Source organism: Nocardia sputi (assembly GCF_023501985.1).
Genome location: NZ_JAMFLC010000015.1, coordinates 234598 through 251416, shown reverse-complemented (window position 1 = coordinate 251416; position 16819 = coordinate 234598). Strand labels below are relative to the sequence as shown.

The 16819-nt window shown below is 68.3% G+C and carries 15 protein-coding genes and 1 tRNA gene; 8 read left to right on the top strand and 8 right to left on the bottom strand.

Annotated elements, in window-relative coordinates:
* Nucleotides 1–830 precede the first annotated feature (830 nt).
* Nucleotides 831–1232 (top strand): hypothetical protein, encoded by a 402-nt coding sequence (locus tag M8859_RS20835; protein ID WP_249644724.1) that lies wholly within the window; start codon nt 831–833, stop codon nt 1230–1232.
* 390 nt (nt 1233–1622) lie between these two features.
* Here the strand turns inward: M8859_RS20835 and purB are convergent, their stop codons facing one another.
* The 3 genes from purB to M8859_RS20820 all read right to left on the bottom strand — a co-directional run bounded on the left by purB (nt 1623) and on the right by M8859_RS20820 (nt 5115).
* On the bottom strand, nt 1623–3044 hold the full coding sequence (gene purB, locus M8859_RS20830) for an adenylosuccinate lyase (protein ID WP_159930897.1): 1422 nt from the start codon (nt 3042–3044) through the stop codon (nt 1623–1625).
* 71 nt (nt 3045–3115) lie between these two features.
* Nucleotides 3116–3817 (bottom strand): TetR/AcrR family transcriptional regulator, encoded by a 702-nt coding sequence (locus M8859_RS20825; RefSeq protein ID WP_223520311.1) that lies wholly within the window; start codon nt 3815–3817, stop codon nt 3116–3118.
* Nucleotides 3818–3945: 128 nt separating this feature from the next.
* Nucleotides 3946–5115 (bottom strand): pyridoxal phosphate-dependent aminotransferase, encoded by a 1170-nt coding sequence (locus M8859_RS20820; protein WP_159930898.1) that lies wholly within the window; start codon nt 5113–5115, stop codon nt 3946–3948.
* 54 nt (nt 5116–5169) lie between these two features.
* On the opposite strand from M8859_RS20820, the gene M8859_RS20815 reads away from it, so the two are divergent.
* Complete coding sequence (locus tag M8859_RS20815) at nt 5170–6156, top strand: M23 family metallopeptidase (protein ID WP_249644723.1); 987 nt, start codon at nt 5170–5172, stop codon at nt 6154–6156.
* 39 nt (nt 6157–6195) lie between these two features.
* Here the strand turns inward: M8859_RS20815 and purD are convergent, their stop codons facing one another.
* Nucleotides 6196–7467 (bottom strand): phosphoribosylamine--glycine ligase, encoded by a 1272-nt coding sequence (gene purD / locus M8859_RS20810; RefSeq protein ID WP_249644722.1) that lies wholly within the window; start codon nt 7465–7467, stop codon nt 6196–6198.
* Between the two features lie 180 nt (nt 7468–7647).
* Between purD and M8859_RS20805 the strand changes: the two genes are divergently transcribed.
* Both M8859_RS20805 and M8859_RS20800 read left to right on the top strand, forming a co-directional pair.
* Nucleotides 7648–8025 (top strand): PH domain-containing protein, encoded by a 378-nt coding sequence (locus M8859_RS20805; RefSeq protein WP_159930901.1) that lies wholly within the window; start codon nt 7648–7650, stop codon nt 8023–8025.
* A gap of 50 nt (nt 8026–8075) precedes the next feature.
* Nucleotides 8076–8501, top strand: a complete 426-nt coding sequence (locus M8859_RS20800) for an HIT family protein (protein WP_159930902.1) — start codon at nt 8076–8078, stop codon at nt 8499–8501.
* Nucleotides 8502–8516: 15 nt separating this feature from the next.
* Here the strand turns inward: M8859_RS20800 and M8859_RS20795 are convergent, their stop codons facing one another.
* The 4 genes from M8859_RS20795 to M8859_RS20780 form a co-directional block, all read right to left on the bottom strand.
* A complete protein-coding gene (locus tag M8859_RS20795; RefSeq protein ID WP_249644721.1) occupies nt 8517–10238 on the bottom strand; it encodes a glycoside hydrolase domain-containing protein in 1722 nt (573 codons plus the stop codon).
* Between the two features lie 713 nt (nt 10239–10951).
* Nucleotides 10952–11023 (bottom strand) — tRNA-Thr (locus M8859_RS20790).
* Nucleotides 11024–11276: 253 nt separating this feature from the next.
* Nucleotides 11277–11519 (bottom strand): MbtH family protein, encoded by a 243-nt coding sequence (locus tag M8859_RS20785; RefSeq protein ID WP_011207082.1) that lies wholly within the window; start codon nt 11517–11519, stop codon nt 11277–11279.
* Between the two features lie 184 nt (nt 11520–11703).
* A complete protein-coding gene (locus tag M8859_RS20780) occupies nt 11704–12537 on the bottom strand; it encodes an alpha/beta fold hydrolase (RefSeq protein ID WP_159930904.1) in 834 nt (277 codons plus the stop codon).
* 191 nt (nt 12538–12728) lie between these two features.
* On the opposite strand from M8859_RS20780, the gene M8859_RS20775 reads away from it, so the two are divergent.
* The 4 genes from M8859_RS20775 (at nt 12729) to M8859_RS20760 (ending at nt 16796) form a co-directional block, all read left to right on the top strand.
* The gene (locus M8859_RS20775) at nt 12729–12899 is read left to right on the top strand and encodes a hypothetical protein (RefSeq protein WP_169334155.1); all 171 of its coding nucleotides are present in this window, start codon (nt 12729–12731) and stop codon (nt 12897–12899) included.
* 84 nt (nt 12900–12983) lie between these two features.
* Entirely contained in the window at nt 12984–14534 is a 1551-nt protein-coding gene (locus M8859_RS20770; RefSeq protein WP_159930909.1) for an alpha,alpha-trehalose-phosphate synthase (UDP-forming), read from the top strand.
* A gap of 70 nt (nt 14535–14604) precedes the next feature.
* Nucleotides 14605–15336: a response regulator transcription factor gene (locus M8859_RS20765; RefSeq protein WP_195070285.1), complete on the top strand. Its 732-nt coding sequence runs from the start codon at nt 14605–14607 to the stop codon at nt 15334–15336.
* Nucleotides 15333–16796 (top strand): sensor histidine kinase, encoded by a 1464-nt coding sequence (locus M8859_RS20760; protein ID WP_249644720.1) that lies wholly within the window; start codon nt 15333–15335, stop codon nt 16794–16796. Before M8859_RS20765 ends, M8859_RS20760 begins: the two co-directional genes overlap by 4 nt.
* Nucleotides 16797–16819 lie beyond the last annotated feature (23 nt).

The following is a 16819-nucleotide window of genomic DNA, read 5'->3' as shown; positions in this document are numbered from 1 at the left end:
CGGACACCGGCTGAGTACGCTGCGGCCTGCACCCACACCCACCACCCGGTGGACTGCGGGATCAACTGACAACTGACGAACAACCCGGGCTCTACTCCCGGGTGGTCGCATTATCGGGGACCGGCCAGACCTGGCGGATCTCGCTTCGTACCTTCGAATCCAGTCACTCACCGTCGGGCGGGTGCCAGCACCCGTGATCAGTCCGAGAAGTTTCCGGCAGCGGGGGCCACACCACAGCGACTCGAACACGTGCAGAGGGGGTAACGCGATGCCCACCAAAGCTCGCGTTGAGCTTCGTGTCGCTTTGGATTCTCGACCGAAAACCGGGACCCGAAGTCCTCGAAATCGTCGGCCGAGACGCCGCGATGTCTGGCCTGGAGCGGCGGCCCCAGAACCGTCCCGGCGCCGGGGTGCTGACTCCTCCGGCTCCGGTGACTTCCAACCCAACACTCAGATGAGGATGTATGCCGCAATGGTTTCAATTGGTGGCAGGACGATGCCGAACCATCGGACCGGGGGACCAACGTCCAAGACATCATCGACCGAGTCCAAGCCGAGTGGCGGGCCAGCCGACGGAGGCCTACAGGCTGGCCGCACGCAGCGCCCGATCGGCCTCTCAGCGTCGAAGAAGCCCACGCGATCATGCAGCAGCATCGAGGCTGCCGCGCCACCGAGTGCCCACGCAAAGAAACGGCACGTCAAACGCTGATCAATGGCGGACGAATGAAGCCGGACACATCAAGGGAGTCCTGAGCGGAGAGACGATCCAGGAAACTGAACAGGGGAGTTCGATGCGGTACAACATTTCTCGACTCACAACCGTCCTCATAATGGGCGCTGTCATCTTCCCAGGCTTTGTGCCAGCGGTAGCAGCACCGACCCCGGTCAAGGCCAAGGCGTGTGACTTCACCACTGTCTTCGGTAGGCCGACACTGCTGCATCCAGTCATTTACGCCGATGTGAAGGCCACATGTGACGTGCCTCCGGAGTCACACACGCTGGAGCTGAGCTTGGAGCACTACAGCGGGGGCCAGTGGGCCCGCTGGGCTCTCCAGGTCGATTCCGGAATTCCCTCCCGTGCGGGCCGCGAGACTCGCGTCAGCGCCGAGTGCGCGGCCGGTGAGTGGAGGCACAAGGTGCACGTTTATGGCAAGCTGCGAGGACTTCCGTTCGACTACACCGAGGTCGGCGACACCCGGACGGTCACGTCCAAGGAATGCCCGAGAGGATGATCAGAATGCCGACGTTCAACGGCAGGTACGCAGAGTACCAAGATCCTGGTCCGTGGCACCGGGTGAAGTTCTGGGGGCCGACGCGGCTGCGTAACGCGCTGTGGCGCTTGAGCGTCCGGCTCCGCCGCCGGACGCAGTAGCCAGAGACGCAAAGGCCGTCGCCCCCCGCGATCCCTTGCATTCACACGGTCGTCGCAACACTCTCGGTTGGAGAGGTTGCGGCGACCGTGGCGCTATCTGCGAACGTCGCTGAGTTCGCGCGGTGGCCGTTGGACGCACAGTTTCGCCACACACAAATGCTGTAGACGGATAGGGACTGCGCCGTGCGCCTGGGACAATGCCAGCCCTTATTGGAATGACGAGCCGCTTCGCGCAGAAGCCTCGGTTCCGCTACAAGATCGGCGACGGCGAATACCGCGCCGCGTCCGGGTATCGATCGACCAGTTTCTGCACCTGGCCGATGACGTCGGCGACCTGGGCTTCGGCCCCGCCGACGAACGCGGACTTGTCGGCAAGTGCCGCGTCGAGGGCGGGGCGATCCAGTGGGAGGCGCGGGTCGGCCGCGAGGCGGTCCAGGAGGTCGGGTTCGCGGCCCTGCTCGCGCATGGCCAAGGCGACCGCGACGGCGTGCTCCTTGATGACCTCGTGCGCGGTCTCGCGGCCGACGCCGGCCCGGACGGCGGCCATGAGGATGCGGGTGGTGGCGAGGAAGGGCAGGTAGCGGTCCAGTTCGCGGGCGATCACGGCCGGGTAGGCGCCGAATTCGGCCAGGACGGTGAGGAACGTCTCCATCATCCCGTCGATGGCGAAGAACGCGTCCGGCAGTGCGACGCGGCGCACCACCGAGCAGAACACGTCGCCCTCGTTCCACTGCGCGCCCGCCAGCTCGGCCGCCATCGAGGCGTAACCGCGCAGGACCACCTGCAAGCCGTTGACCCGCTCGCAGGAGCGGGTGTTCATCTTGTGCGGCATCGCCGAGCTACCCACCTGCCCGGGCTGGAAGCCCTCGGTGACCAGCTCGTGCCCGGCCATCAACCGGATCGTGTGCGCGAACGAGGACGGACCCGCGCCCACCTGCACCAGTGCGGTGAGCACGTCGTGATCCAGCGAGCGCGGGTAGACCTGGCCGACGCTGGTGAGCACGGTCGCGAAACCGAGATGCCTGGCCACCTGCTGCTCGAGCCCGGCCAGTTTGGCCGGGTCGCCGCCGAGCAGGTCGAGCATGTCCTGCGCGGTGCCCATCGGGCCCTTGATCCCGCGCAGCGGGTAGCGGTCGATCAGCTCGCGCAGCCTGGTCAGCGCGATCAGCAATTCGTCGGCGGCGGAGGCGAACCGCTTGCCGAGCGTGGTGGCCTGGGCCGCGACGTTGTGCGAGCGGCCCGCCATCACCAGCGCCTGGTACTCGGCGGCGCGCTCGGCCAGACGGGCCGCGATCGCGACGCCGTGCGCGTGCACGTGCTCGAGCGAGAGCCGGATCTGCAGCTGCTCCACGTTCTCGGTGAGGTCGCGGCTGGTCATGCCCTTGTGCACGTGCTCGTGCCCGGCGAGTGCGTTGAATTCCTCGATGCGCGCCTTCACATCGTGCCGGGTGACCCGCTCGCGTTCGGCGATGGCGGCGAGGTCGACTTCGTCGAGCACCCGCTCGTAGTCCGCGACGACCCCTTCGGGCACGTCGACGCCCAGCTCCGCCTGCGCCCGCAAGACCTCGAGCCACAGCCGCCGCTCGAGCACGACCTTGTATTCCGGCGACCACAGGTGCACCAGCTCGGGGCTGGCGTAGCGGGTGGCGAGGACGTTGGGGACCAGGCTCACGACCGCGCCTCGCTGACGCTCGGCTCCGTGCCTTCAGGCGCTGTATTGCTGGTTCGCTCGCTCACGTCCAGTCAGTCTAGTGCGCGATAACGATCCACTTGCTGGGGCGTGGCTCGCACGGGGCCATCGGTGGTCACATAGGCCGCCGCTGTCTCCGGCGCGGACGCCCGCGCCGGAGGCGCGACGATGTCGATCACTTCCAGCAGCGCGCCGCGCGCCATTCGCCGCGGCTCCGGATCCATCTCGGTGAGCGCGGCGACCACCGCTCCGTCCACCACCGCCACCAGCCTGCGCAGCTGTTCGGGCCGCACCATCCGGTCGGATCGGCGCAGTACGTCGGCCAGCAGTTCATCCAGCTGGGCGCGCAGCCGGAGCTGGACTTCCCGCAGCTCCGGGTGCCGCGCCGAGGCGACCGAACGCTCGTAGCGGGCGATCAGCCTGCCACGCGCCCCTTCGTCGGCGCCGTCGGCTCCCACCAGCAGATCGAGCACCAGGTCGACGGTGGCTTCCGCGCCGCGGCGGCGGTGGCTGACCTCGCCGACCCGCCTGCGCATCGCGTCCAGCTCGGCGTTGCCGCTGAACTCGACCGCCCGCGCGATCAGATCGTCCAGGGATTCGAAGTAGTAGGTGGTCGACGCCAGGGGCAGATCAGCGCGCGTCGCAACCGAGCGATGCCGCACCGCCTCGAATCCGCCTTCGAGCAGCAGCTCGGCAGCGGCGGCTATCAAAGCCTGGCGACGCCGTTCGCCTTTCGGGGTCGTCGCGGTGATCACCGTGCCATCGTGCCAGTCGTCATCAGTTCTTCCAGGGGAAATCAGCGAGGAAAAGCAACCATCGATGTTTTACCGCATACACGCGGCCAGGGTGCCGAACTGCGGAAAGTTGTTGCCTGACAGGGCGATCAATGACCTAGATAGTGCCCTAGACGCAGCAGTGCCGCCTCGATGTCCGCGGTGGCTCCGGCGAACGAGAAGCGAACCGTGTGGTGTCCGTTGACGGTGTCGAAGTCCACCCCCGGTGCGAGGGCGACCCCCGTGTGGTTCAGTACGTCGGCGCACCACGCACGGGAGTCGTCGGTGAGGTGACCGATGTCGGCGTAGGCGTAGAACGCGCCGTCCGCCGGGGCGAGATCGGTGATGCCCAGTTTCGGCAGCCCGTCCAGCAGCAGGCGCCGGTTCACCGCGTACCGCCGGACGTGCCCGTCGAGTTCCGCTTTTGCCTCCGCGCCGAACGCGTGCAGCGCCGCGTACTGGGAGATGGCGGGCGGGCACACGGTCAGATTCGAGGCCAGCCGCTGTAGCGCGGGGCGCAGCCCGCTCGGCACCAGCATCCAGCCGAGCCGCCAGCCCGTCATGGAGAAGTACTTGGAGACCGAGCCGATCACCACCGATTCCCGCGAGGTCTCCCACGCCGACGAGGTCGCGCTGTCGGCTCCGGCACTGTCGTAGGTGATGCCGTGGTAGATCTCGTCGGAGATCAGCAGGGTGCCGTGCTCTTCGCACCAGCGGGCCAGCGCGGCGAGTTCACCGGGGGCGATCATGGTGCCGGTGGGATTGGCGGGGCTGGCCACCACCAGACCGGCCGGCGGCTCCGGCAGGGCCTCGAGCATGGCGACGGTGGGCTGGAATCTGGTCTGGGCGCCGCAGTCCAGCTCCAGTACCCGGCAGCCCAGCGCCGCGAGCGTGTTGCGATAGGCGGGATAACCCGGACGCGCGACCACGACGGTGTCGCCCGGGTCGAAGGCGGCGAGGAAGATCAGCGAGAACGCGCCGGACGAGCCGGTCGTCACGACCACGTCGTCCGGCTCGACCTGGTATCCGTAGGTCTCCCTGTGGTGTTCGGCGATCGCCTCGCGGATGGCGAGGATGCCGAAAGTCTCGGTGTATCCCAGCAATTCGGACTGGATGGCCAGCGCGGTCGCGCGCAGGACCGGTGCGGGCGCGGGCGTGGACGGCTGCCCCGCGGCGAGGACGAGCACATCACCGTGGGTCCGGGCGCGTTCCGCGGCGGCTTTCCAGACATCCATCACGTAGAAAGGTGGAATGGTCGACCGGCGAGATTCTCTGGACACTCGACAGACGGTAGAGCACGCGGATCTCTCGCGATCACGGTTATGGTCTGCTTGATGCTCGAGAAGGCTCGACGGGAGAAGCTAGACCGAGTGCGCGGAGTGGGTGGCGTCGGAGTCATCCCGCGCGACTGGCGCGCGCGCTCGCCGCGACCTCCGGAAAAGCGGCTGTTCGGGGCCGGGGGGAAGATCGATCCGCGCGGCCTGTGGGCGCGCCGCGGCGACCTGCGAACCTGGTGGAGCCGCAGGCCCGGCCCCCGCGACCTGTGGCGGCGCAAGCCCACCGGCGAGGAATTGCTCGCGCTGGCGCGCCGGCACAAGGTGCTGCTGGGCGGGCTCGCCGCGGCCGCGCTGCTCGCCGCGAGCGACACTTCCTTCGCCGGGACGGTCACCGATCGCACTCCGGCTCCGGATCGCGCCCAGCGCGTCGCCGTCGCGTTTCCACCCCAGATGCAGAACACCCCGCCGTCGACGACCCGGTTGCTGAACGCGATCGCCAACGGTGAGCGGCTGCGCGAGCAAGCGGTGGTCGCGGCCGCGGCGCGCGCGACACTCGAACGCGCCAAGGCCGAGGCGGCTGCCGCCGTCGCCGGGGAGCGTCAGCCCTGGATGACCGCAGCCGCGCCGGTACAGCCCGGCTCGATCGCGCCGGGCACCACCGGCTTCGTCCTGCCCGCCCGCGGCGTCTTCACCTCCGGCTTCGGATCCCGCTGGGGCACCTTCCACAACGGCATCGACATCGCGGGCCCGATCGGCACCCCGATCTACGCGGTCGCCGACGGCACGGTCGTCGACGCGGGACCGGCGCAGGGATTCGGCCTGTGGGTGCGGATCCGCCACGACGACGGCAGCATCACCGTCTACGGGCACATGTACGACTTCTTCGTCTCGGTCGGCGAACGGGTGCCCGCGGGGATGCAGATCGCCCGCATGGGCAATCGCGGCGACTCCACCGGCCCGCACCTGCACTTCGAGGTGATCGTCGGCGGACGGCATGTGGACCCGCAGCAATGGCTGGCGCTGCGCGGGCTCACGTTCGGCTGAACCCGGGCATCGGGCGGGCGGCACCGCCCCCGGGGGCGCTCAGACCTTGATGCGGTCTTCCACGGCGGCCAAGCCGATGTCCGTGCGGTAGTGACTGCCCGGCAGCTTGATGGCGGCGATGCGGTCGTAGGCGCGCGCACGCGCCTCGACGAGGTCGGCGCCGACGCCGACCACGTTCAGCACCCGCCCGCCCGCGGAGACCAGCGCCCCGTCCTCGCGCTGCGCGGTGCCTGCGTGCAGGACCATCGCGTGCGCGTCGAAGGCGCCCTCGCCCGCGCCGGAGATGGCGTCGCCCACCCGCGGGCGGCCCGGATAGTTCTCCGCGGCGAGCACCACGGTGATCGCCGAGCCGTCGCGCCAGCGCGGCGGGGCCACTTGCGCCAGCGAGCCGGTGGCGGTGGCGTACAGCAGCTCACCGAGCGGGCTGTCCAGCAGCGCGAGCACCGCCTGCGTTTCCGGATCGCCGAAGCGGCAGTTGAATTCGACCACGGCGGGACCGGCCGCGCCGATCGCCAGGCCCGCGTAGAGCAGGCCGGAGAAGCCGCAGCCGCGCCGCATCAGTTCGGCGGCAACGGGTTTCACCACGTCCTCGACGATCGCGGTGACGGTCTCTTCCGGCAGCCAGGGCAGCGGAGTGTACGCGCCCATGCCGCCGGTATTGGGCCCGGTGTCGCCGTCACCGACGCGCTTGTGGTCCTGCGCGGGCAACAACGGAACCACCGTCTCGCCGTCGACCAGGCAGAACAGGGAGACTTCCGGTCCGTCCAGGAACGATTCCAGCAGTACCGGGTGGCCTTGCTCGAGCAGTTCGGCGCCGTGGTCCCGCGCGGCGGAGCGGTCGGCGGTCACAACCACGCCCTTGCCCGCGGCGAGTCCGTCGTCCTTCACCACCCAGGTGGGTCCGAACCGGTCGAGCGCGTCGTCCAGCTCGGCCGGGTTGTCCACGACCTCGCTGTGCGCGGTGCGCACGCCCGCGGCGGACATCACGTCCTTGGCGAACGCTTTGGAGCCCTCGATGCGAGCGGCCGCGGCCGACGGACCGAAGCACGGGAACCCCGCCACCCGCAGCGCGTCGGCGACGCCGAGCACCAGCGGGACCTCCGGGCCGATCACCACCAGGTCGGCGTCCACCTCGGTGGCCAACGCGACCACGTCCTCGGCGTCGCACGGGTCGACCGGGCGCACCTGCGCGTGCTGGGCGATCCCGGCGTTGCCGGGGGCGGCGAAGAGCGCGGTCACCGCGGGGTCCCGGCGCAGGGCCAGGACGAGGGCATGTTCACGGGCTCCGGAACCGATGACGAGTACACGCACGGCAGACAGCCTAAACGAGCCGTTCGGCGTCTTCGCCGCTGCCGGTCCGCGCGCAGGGGATGATGAATGGGGACAGCGGATATGGGCGCACTCCGTCCGTGCCGACCGCTGGGTCATTATCCGGCAGACGCGGGGGGCTGACCCGTTGCTGCCACTGGAGCACCGAAGGAAGTGCTGACGATGGGTCTGATCGACGGACTGATGGGCAATGCCGGCCGGATCGATCCGGGACAGGCGCAACAGGAGTACGCCAAACTCCTCGGCAACGGCGAACAGGTCTATGCCGCGTACCTGCTGGTCCGCGACGCGATGCTGTTCACGAACCGCCGCCTGATCCTGATCGACAAACAGGGCGTCACCGGCCGCAAGGTGAGCTACCACAGCGTGCCCTATCGCGCGATCACCCATTTCTCGGTGGAGACCGCGGGCACCTTCGATATGGACGCGGAGCTGGCCATCTGGATCGCGGGCACCGCGGAGCCGCTGCTCAAGCGGTTCAACCGGCAGGTGGACATCTACGAGGTGCAGGGCATCCTGTCGCATTTCGTCGCGGTGTAGCGCGGACCGGTCCGGCGCCTCGGCGCACGGGCCGGGTTACGCTGCCGAACATGGCTTCTGTCTTCAGCGCGATCATCGCCGGTCAGCTCCCGGGCCGTTTCGTCTGGGAGGACGACGAGTTCGTCGGCTTCCTCACGATCGCTCCGGTCACTCCGGGCCACACCCTCGTGGTGCCCCGCAAGGAGATCGACCAGTGGCAGGACGTCGACGCCGACACCTTCGCGCGGCTGACCGCGGTCGCCCAGAAGATCGGCCAGGCCGTACGCGCGGCGTGGGACGCGCCGCGCGCCGGTCTGCTGATCGCCGGTTTGGAAGTGCCACATCTGCACGTGCACGTCTTCCCGGCCTTCTCGATGGGTGACTTCGACATCTCCGGCGCCGACCCGAACCCGAGCCCCGAGTCCCTGGACGAGGCCCAAGGGAAGATCAAGCAGGCGCTGCGGGACCTCGGCCACGGCGCCAACGTCCCCGACTGAAGCGGGGCGCTCGCGTCAGCTCGCCACGTCGTGCAGCGGAGTGTCCACCCCGCCGACCGCGACCGTCGCCAGCGTCTGGGCCGGAGTCCAATAGATCCGACCGCGCTCGAAATCCTGATAGGCGCCGGTGTCCCAGGGGATCTCGTCGCTCATCGGCCAGCCCAGCGGCCCGCCCTCGCAACCCGATCGGTTCCAGCGGTCGCGGATCGCGCCGTGTACCCAGTAGACGTCAGCGCTCGATTGCCGCCGGTAGAGCGCGCCGCCCTGGAAACCCTGCACCTCACCCCAAGGCCTGCCGTCCGGCCCATGCAGGACGGTGCGGCCGGTGATCGGGTAGCCGAGCGGCCCTGCCTCCCAGCCCAACTGCTCGAACTTTCCCCACAGCGTCTCCGGGATGGCGTGCGCGCCGGTGTCCGGGTGCCAATAGATGTAACCGTGCTCGAACTGGGCGAAGCGCCCTGAGCCGTCGGGCGTAGCGATCTCCCCTTCCGTGATCCGGTTGCCCAGCCACGGATTCGCGGCCGCGCAATCGTTGATCGCGTTCGGCTCCGATCCGCCCGGCTCGCCGGTGGCGAAGCCGCGAACGTCGTCGGCGAACACGTCCCAGGGGAAATTCGGGCCCACGTCGGTGTGCGTGCCGATACCGAGGCACTCGGTGACGTACTTGTGGTCGGAGATCCCCTGGCGCCGCTGGTAGGGCGGCGCGATGACATGCGTGTCGAACCCGTACTTGCGCGCGTCCTGCACGGCGAGCCAGGCCGCGATCCGGATGTCGTCGCGGATGCGCAGCCAGTCGCTGCGGCTCCATGCGGCGCGGCTGCCCGCGAAGCAGAGGTTGATCGTGAACGGATTCGCGTCCAGCACCGACCAGCTGGCCAGATCGGTGTCGACCACGTCGACGACGACGCGATCGCGGACGGTGTAGTGGTAGCTCACCCCGTTCGCGGGATTGTTGAGGTAGTTGGCCAGGCTCTCGGCTGTCCCGTTACCTTCCTGCGTGTGCAGCAGGAAGTTCTCCACGCGCGCACCGTGGCGGCTGGACGCGGAGTTGCCCATTCGGTCCAATTCGACGTACTCCGGCTTCTGCACTGTTCCCCCTGTGTTCGGATTCGGTGGCACCGCCTTCGACCACTGGCCGTAGTCGTCGGCGAGAACTTTGTCGACATCCACCACGACACCTGCGACCTGGTCGCGGTCGATGCGGATCTGGTGGATGTGCGCGGCCGGATGGTCGCCGTTGATCGAGGAATCGCCGGACCAGTTGTGTTGCCAGAACCACGTGGCGACGCCGTCCTCGAGCGCCCACTCGATGCAGCGCGCATTCCCGTACATGCCGGTCCACTCCAAACCGACAACCGATGCCCAGCCACGCAGAAAAGGTGCGATCAGCGAATTCCATTCCTGCAGCGATGGATTCGCGTCGACCGGGGCATACAGCGGACGATATCCGGGCCCGCCTGCCGCGAAGTGGTAATCGAGCGCGATCCGCGCATGGTGCACGCCCGCCTCGTAACCGCCTTTCCAGTCCGACGTCTCACCCTTGCCGTACTGGTAATTGGTCACTATCTCGAGCCCGATGGCGCGCAATCGGTCGCAATATTCCCGCCGCAGCGGTTTCGCACCGAAATTCGTGCCCGGACGGGAATCACTGAAGTAGCCGATGACGCCCGCGTATCCGGCGTCCTTGATCGCTTGCGGCTCGATCAGCGCGGCGGAGAAATCGATCAGCTCAGTCATCGCGCACCCCCTGGGTCGTACGAGCCCGCGTATCGGTCGGCAGCGTCGCGTTGTATTCGTACATCTCAACAACTTTCGGCAGATGAGGATCCCGACGCACCTAGATTTTCCCGAATGTGCGCGAAGTATGCCGTCATGTCCCGTTTGTGGCCCATCCGGTGTTTGCGCGTGACCTGAACAGGCCTTTCACGAGATCTGTTTGCGCACACCAGACTACAAACAGACTCTTAGCCGGAAACATGCTCGTCGGTCGGTAGTCAGATATGCTGACCGTTCGCTGGATGGCGCCATACTGGTCGGACGGTGTACTGAGCCCGCCTCGCTGGAATGGAATGACCTTCCCCCAAGTCTTCTGTCGAAATTGATCCGGACTCGTCCGGCGCAAGTCGTTGCCGCGCACTGTGTCGGCCATCGTCGGCGAAGCGGTGAACTCGAACCGGACGGTACCGCGCCACGCCAGCGCCTACCCGGGACCGCGACGACAGTCGCCCATTCGAGCCGGGATCCGCGAATCATCCACCCCTGAGCCATGGCATGACCGAAGCGAACTCCCGCCCCTGCGAGGACACTGACCCGAATCCGGTCACCTCGGCCCCGACGCTGCGCTTCGATGCGCACAGCGATCGACAAACCCCTTCCCCCTTGCCGACGACCGCGCGCTTACGACTCGGCACGGTCTACCACCGAGCCCCGAAACGCGCAACGGCGGACAGAGCCCCCTGTCAGGATTGAACTGACGACCGCTCGCTTACAAGGCGAGTGCTCTACCACTGAGCTAAGGAGGCGGGAAAGCGGTTGTCATCATAACCGGGCTCGCCGACTGTGTGACAACAGAACCGGCGTTCGACGCCGATCCGGGCCTGCGAACCAGACAACCGCTTTCGAGTGAAGAGAGATCGAGCAGTGCTCGTTCGCGGCTCCGCTCCGGTCCGAGCGACCACCCGCCCACGACGAAGTCGCGAGCGGCGGCCGCCGGGACGCGAGCCATGACGGAGCCGCGAACCTACCGCGCCGTGGGCGCGGCACTCACAGGACCGATCAGGACTGGGCGCCCTGCCGGGCCGCGTCGTCGGCGGCCATGGCGTCCCGCAGGCTCTTCGGGCGCATGTCGGTCCAGTTCTTCTCCACGTACTCGACGCAGGCGGCGCGGCTGTCCTCACCGAATACGACTCGCCACCCGGCTGGAACCTCTGCGAAGGCCGGCCACAGGGAATGCTGTTCCTCGTCGTTGACCAGGACGAAGAAGCGGCCGTCTTCATCATCGAAGGGGTTGGTGCTCAATTTCACCTCACTGGATACTGGCGCTATGTACGGGATCGCTCCTGGTTCACACGGTGCCGGGTTACTACGAAACCCTGGCGCCGAGCGAACCCGAGCGTTGTTTCGACACTAGCAAGCAAGACGTTACGCCTGGGCGCTTACCTATGCTGTCACCCCGACCGTCGTCACTTCGGCCGACTCGCAATCAGCCACCGAAGAAGTCCAGGAGAATCTTGTTGACCGCTTCGGGCCGCTCCAAATATCCGAAATGCCCGGCGTCCGGTACCTCCTGGTACCGCGCGCCCGGGATCACCTCGGCGATCTCCCTGGACAGATACGGCGGAATCATCCGGTCGTCGGCGAATCCGACCGAAAGGCAGGGCACGCGGATCGCCCGGTAGGCCTGCACCCGGTCGAAATCGTGGTCCATCCTGCGCTGAGCGCGGATACCGGGGGAGACCGGCCCGCCGGTGAACTCGAACAGGTCCAGCCAGTCGCGCGCGGCATTCGACTCGGCCATGGTCGCGGGCGAGAGGTTCATGACCGCGGTGATCGCCGCCTCGTATTTCGGCGGCAGCTTCACCCCGCTCGCGTCGAGTTCGTGTTCGCCGAGCGAGAGCGTCTTCTGGAACTGGTCCAGCCGCCCGTGTCCGGCCATGAAGACCGCCTTGCGCACCAGGTCGGGGCGGGCCAGCGCCAGTTCCTGCGCCACGCGCGCCCCCATCGACGTGCCCACCACCAGCGCCGGGCCCTCGCCCAGGAACTCGATCAGGGCGGCGGTGTCGGCGACCAGATCATCGATCGTCATGCCGGAGGCGGCCTCGAAGGACGGCGCGATGCCGCGATTGTCGAAGGTGCACACCCGGTAACCGGCGGCGACCAGGGCGGGGACCTGGTGCAGCTCCCATACCCGGCCGGGGCTGCCGGTGCCCATGATCATGACCACGAGCGGTGCGGAGCCCTTGGCGTCGGTGCCCTTGGCGCGGTCACCCTTCACCTGATAGTTGAGGGAAATCCCGTTCACCGTGGCCAGCGGCATATCGACCCTTTCGTGGAGTTGGTGCTGCGCTTCCCCCACGGTATAGGGACCGCGGGGATCGGCGCACCGACCGGGGTGCCCTGACGGCGGGCGCCGCCCTTCGGCCAACGCCCCGGCGGGCGCACCCCCCAGCGTCGCATACCATTGGCTTTTCGCAGGGTAAGTGCGCACGAAGCCGGGAGGACTTGACGATGGCCGCGAAGGGCAGCGCGAACGACATTGCGGACGACGATCTGGAACCGCTCGCCGACGAAACCGCGCGTCAGGCGCAGCGGGTGGTCGCTGCTTACGCCGAGGACGCCGATGAGTGCCGGATGTTGTTGTCCATGTTGGGTATTGGACCGAACGCTCGAGGCGAATAACCTCGTTCTCGACGCCAACGGCGACGTCGACCACACAACTCCAGCGGGATACAGCAACGCGCAAAGGATGCGTGAGTGGACCAGATGAACCCGTCCGACGACTCCGAGCACGCCAGACAGACCTCGATCGCCGAGACCGCGGCGGACAACAACCCCGGCTCCGGCGCGGGCTCCGGTTTCGTCGTCGTCGCCAACCGGCTCCCCGTCGACCTCGAACGACTGCCCGACGGCAGCACCCGCTGGAAACGCAGCCCGGGCGGTCTGGTCACCGCGCTGGAATCGGTCCTGCGCAACAACAAGGGGGCGTGGGTCGGCTGGGCGGGCGTACCCAACGTCGACGTGGACCCGATCATCGAGGACGGCCTCGAACTGCATCCGGTCCCGCTGTCGGCCCAAGAGGTGGCCGACTACTACGAAGGCTTCTCCAACGGCACGCTGTGGCCGCTCTACCACGACGTGATCGTGCGTCCGGTCTACGACCGCAAATGGTGGAGCGCCTACGTCACCGTGAACCGGCGCTTCGCCGAGGCCACCGCGAAGGTCGCCGCCGAGGGCGCGACCGTATGGGTGCAGGACTACCAGCTCCAGCTGGTGCCCAAGATGCTGCGCATGCTGCGCCCGGACCTGACCATAGGTTTCTTCCTGCACATCCCGTTCCCGCCGGTCGAGCTGTTCATGCAGATGCCCTGGCGGACCGAGATCGTGGAGGGCTTGCTCGGCGCCGACCTCATCGGCTTCCACCTGCCCGGCGGCGCGCAGAACTTCCTCTACCTGGCCCGTAGGCTGGCCGGTCAACCGACCTCCCGCGGCTCGGTCGGCGTGCGCTCCAAGCTCGGCGTCGTCCAGGTCGGGTTCCGTACGGTGCGGGTCGGGGCGTTCCCGATCTCGATCGCGTCGGCCGAGCTGGACGAACACTCCCGCCGCAGGTCGGTGCGCGAGCGCGCCGCCAAGATCCGAGCCGAACTGGGGAATCCGAAGAACATCCTGCTCGGTGTGGACCGGCTGGACTACACCAAGGGCATCGATATCCGGCTCAACGCGCTCGAGGAGCTGCTCATCGACGGCCGGGTCGATCCTGCCGACACGGTCATGATCCAGCTGGCCACCCCCAGTCGCGAGCGGGTCGAGAGCTACATTCAGATGCGCGGCGACATCGAACGCCAGGTCGGCCGGATCAACGGCGAGTTCGCCCGGGTCGGCTACCCGGTGGTGCACTACCTGCACCGCCCCATCCCGCGCGACGAACTGGTCGCGTTCTTCGTGGCCGCCGACGTGATGCTGGTGACGCCGCTGCGCGACGGCATGAACCTGGTCGCCAAGGAGTACGTCGCGTGTCACAGCGGGCTCAACGGCGCCTTGGTGCTGAGCGAGTTCACCGGCGCCGCGGCCGAACTTCGGCAGGCCTACCTCTGCAACCCGCACGACCTGGACGACGTGAAGGACGCCATCGTCGCCGCGCTGGAGGACGAGCGCGACGTCAAACGCAGGCGGATGCGCGCGTTGCGCAGGCAGGTGCTGGCCCACGACGTGGATCGCTGGGCGCGGGCATTCCTGGACGCCTTGGCGCAGGACCAGGTCGCGGGCAGCGCGCTGCTCACCGACGAGGACGTCTTCCCCGAGGACCGCGACCGCTGAAGCCCGCGTTCACAGCAATCACCCAGCTTTGGTCCAGGAACCTCGCAGCCGGATGCCGGACCATGTAGCCATGAGTGGTGCGCCCGTGCGGCAGACCCCCGAGGCCAGGGTCCTGGTTGTCGACGACGAGCCGATGATCGTCGAACTGCTCGCGGTGAGCCTGCGCTACCAGGGCTTCGAGGTCGACTCCGCGGCCGATGGAGCCCAAGCGCTGGACAAGGCGCGCATTTTCCGTCCGCAGGCGCTCATCGTGGACGTGATGATGCCGGGGATGGACGGCTTCGGCCTGCTGCGCAGGCTGCGCGCCGACGGCATCGACGCGCCCGTGTTGTTCCTGACCGCGCGCGACGACGTGCAGGACAAGGTCACCGGCCTCACGCTGGGCGCCGACGACTACGTCACCAAGCCGTTCAGCTTGGAAGAAGTGGTGGCCCGGCTGCGGGTCATCCTGCGCCGCGCGGGTCACGCCGCGCCGCAGCGAGAGAGTCCGCGGATCCGTTTCGAGGACATCGAGCTCGACGACGACACCCATGAGGTGTGGAAGGCGGGCGAGCCGGTCGCCCTGTCGCCCACCGAGTTCACGCTGCTGCGCTACTTCATGGTCAACGCGGGCACCGTGCTGAGCAAGCCGCGCATCCTCGACCACGTGTGGCGCTACGACTTCGGCGGCGAGGTCGGCGTGGTGGAGACCTACGTCTCCTACCTGCGCAAGAAGGTGGACACCGGGGACACACGGTTGATCCACACTCTGCGCGGGGTCGGCTACGTCATGCGCGCGCCCCATCGCAAGAGCGGTACATGAGCCCCGGCCGGCTCGTCACGGCGCGCGCGAAGGTATCCGGTCTGCTCTCGGCGGTCCCACTGCGTGTGACGCTGACGGTTCTGCTGGTGCTCACCGCCGGGCTCGGCCTGCTCGTCTCGGGCATGGTGGTCACCTCGGCCCTGGAACAGCAGCTGACCGACCGGACCGACCAGCAGTTGCGCGAGGGCGCGATGGAATGGTCCAGGCGGGGACCGCCACCGCCGGTGCTGCCCGCGGAATCGCGTCACGCTCCGAGCCAGTTCTATGTGCGCTCGGTGCGTAGTGACGGGCACGTGTTCTTCCTCCGGGCGTTCGCCGTCGACGCCGTGCCGGATCTGCCATCGACACCGCGACCAGAGCCGTACACCGTCGGCTCCGTGGACGGAGCACCGATCCAGTGGCGCGCGCTGACACTGCGCACGCCGGAGGGCACCACGACGGTGGCGTTGCCGCTCACCCAGAACACCGACACCGTGCACCGGCTGGTGATGCTCGAACTGATCGTCGGGGCGATCGTGCTGGCCGTGCTGGGGGTGATCGCGTACTTCGTGGTGCGGCGCAGTCTGCGGCCGCTGCGCCGGGTGGAGAGCACCGCCGCGGCCATCGCCCGCGGCGACCTGCACCGCCGCGTCCCCGTGCGCGGCGCCGACACCGAGGTGGACCGGCTGTCCAGGTCGCTGAACGGCATGCTCGCGCAGATCCAGCGCGCCTTCACCGCGACCGCCGCGTCCGAGGAGGCGGCGCGCCGGTCCGAGGAACGCATGCGCCGCTTCATCGCCGACGCCAGTCACGAGCTGCGCACCCCCCTGACGACGATCCGCGGGTTCGCCGAACTGTATCGCCAAGGCGCCACCGACGAGCCCGCCGCGTTCATGGACCGCATCGAGCGGGAATCCCAGCGGATGGGCGTGCTCGTGGAAGACCTGCTGATGCTCGCGCGACTGGACGCCCATCGCCCGCTGGAACTGGGCCCGGTCGACCTGCTCGCCGTCGCCAGCGACGCGGTGCACAACGCGCGCGCCGTGGTCGCCGCCGGACAGGCCGACGGCCCCGCCCGCACCGTCGAGCTGAAGATCGAACCGGGCGAGGGAACGCTCGAGGTGGTCGGCGACGAGGCAAGACTGCGCCAAGTTCTGACGAATCTGTTGAACAACGCCGTCACGCACACCGCGCCCGACGCGAAGGTGACGGTGCTGCTGACGCCCGGCCCCGACGACGTGCTGCTCGAGGTGGCCGACACCGGCCCCGGTCTGCCGCCGGAGCAGGCCGAACGTGTCTTCGAGCGCTTCTATCGCGCCGACGCCTCACGCGCCCGGTCCAGCGGCGGCACCGGGCTCGGCTTGTCCATCGTGCAGGCGCTGGTGACCGCGCACGGCGGCGAGGTCGGCGTCCGGAGTTCGACCGAGATGGGGACGACGTTCACCGTGCGGCTACCCCGCAGGCCGTCGTCGGAGTCCTAGCGGCGCATCGGCCGCGGCCACCC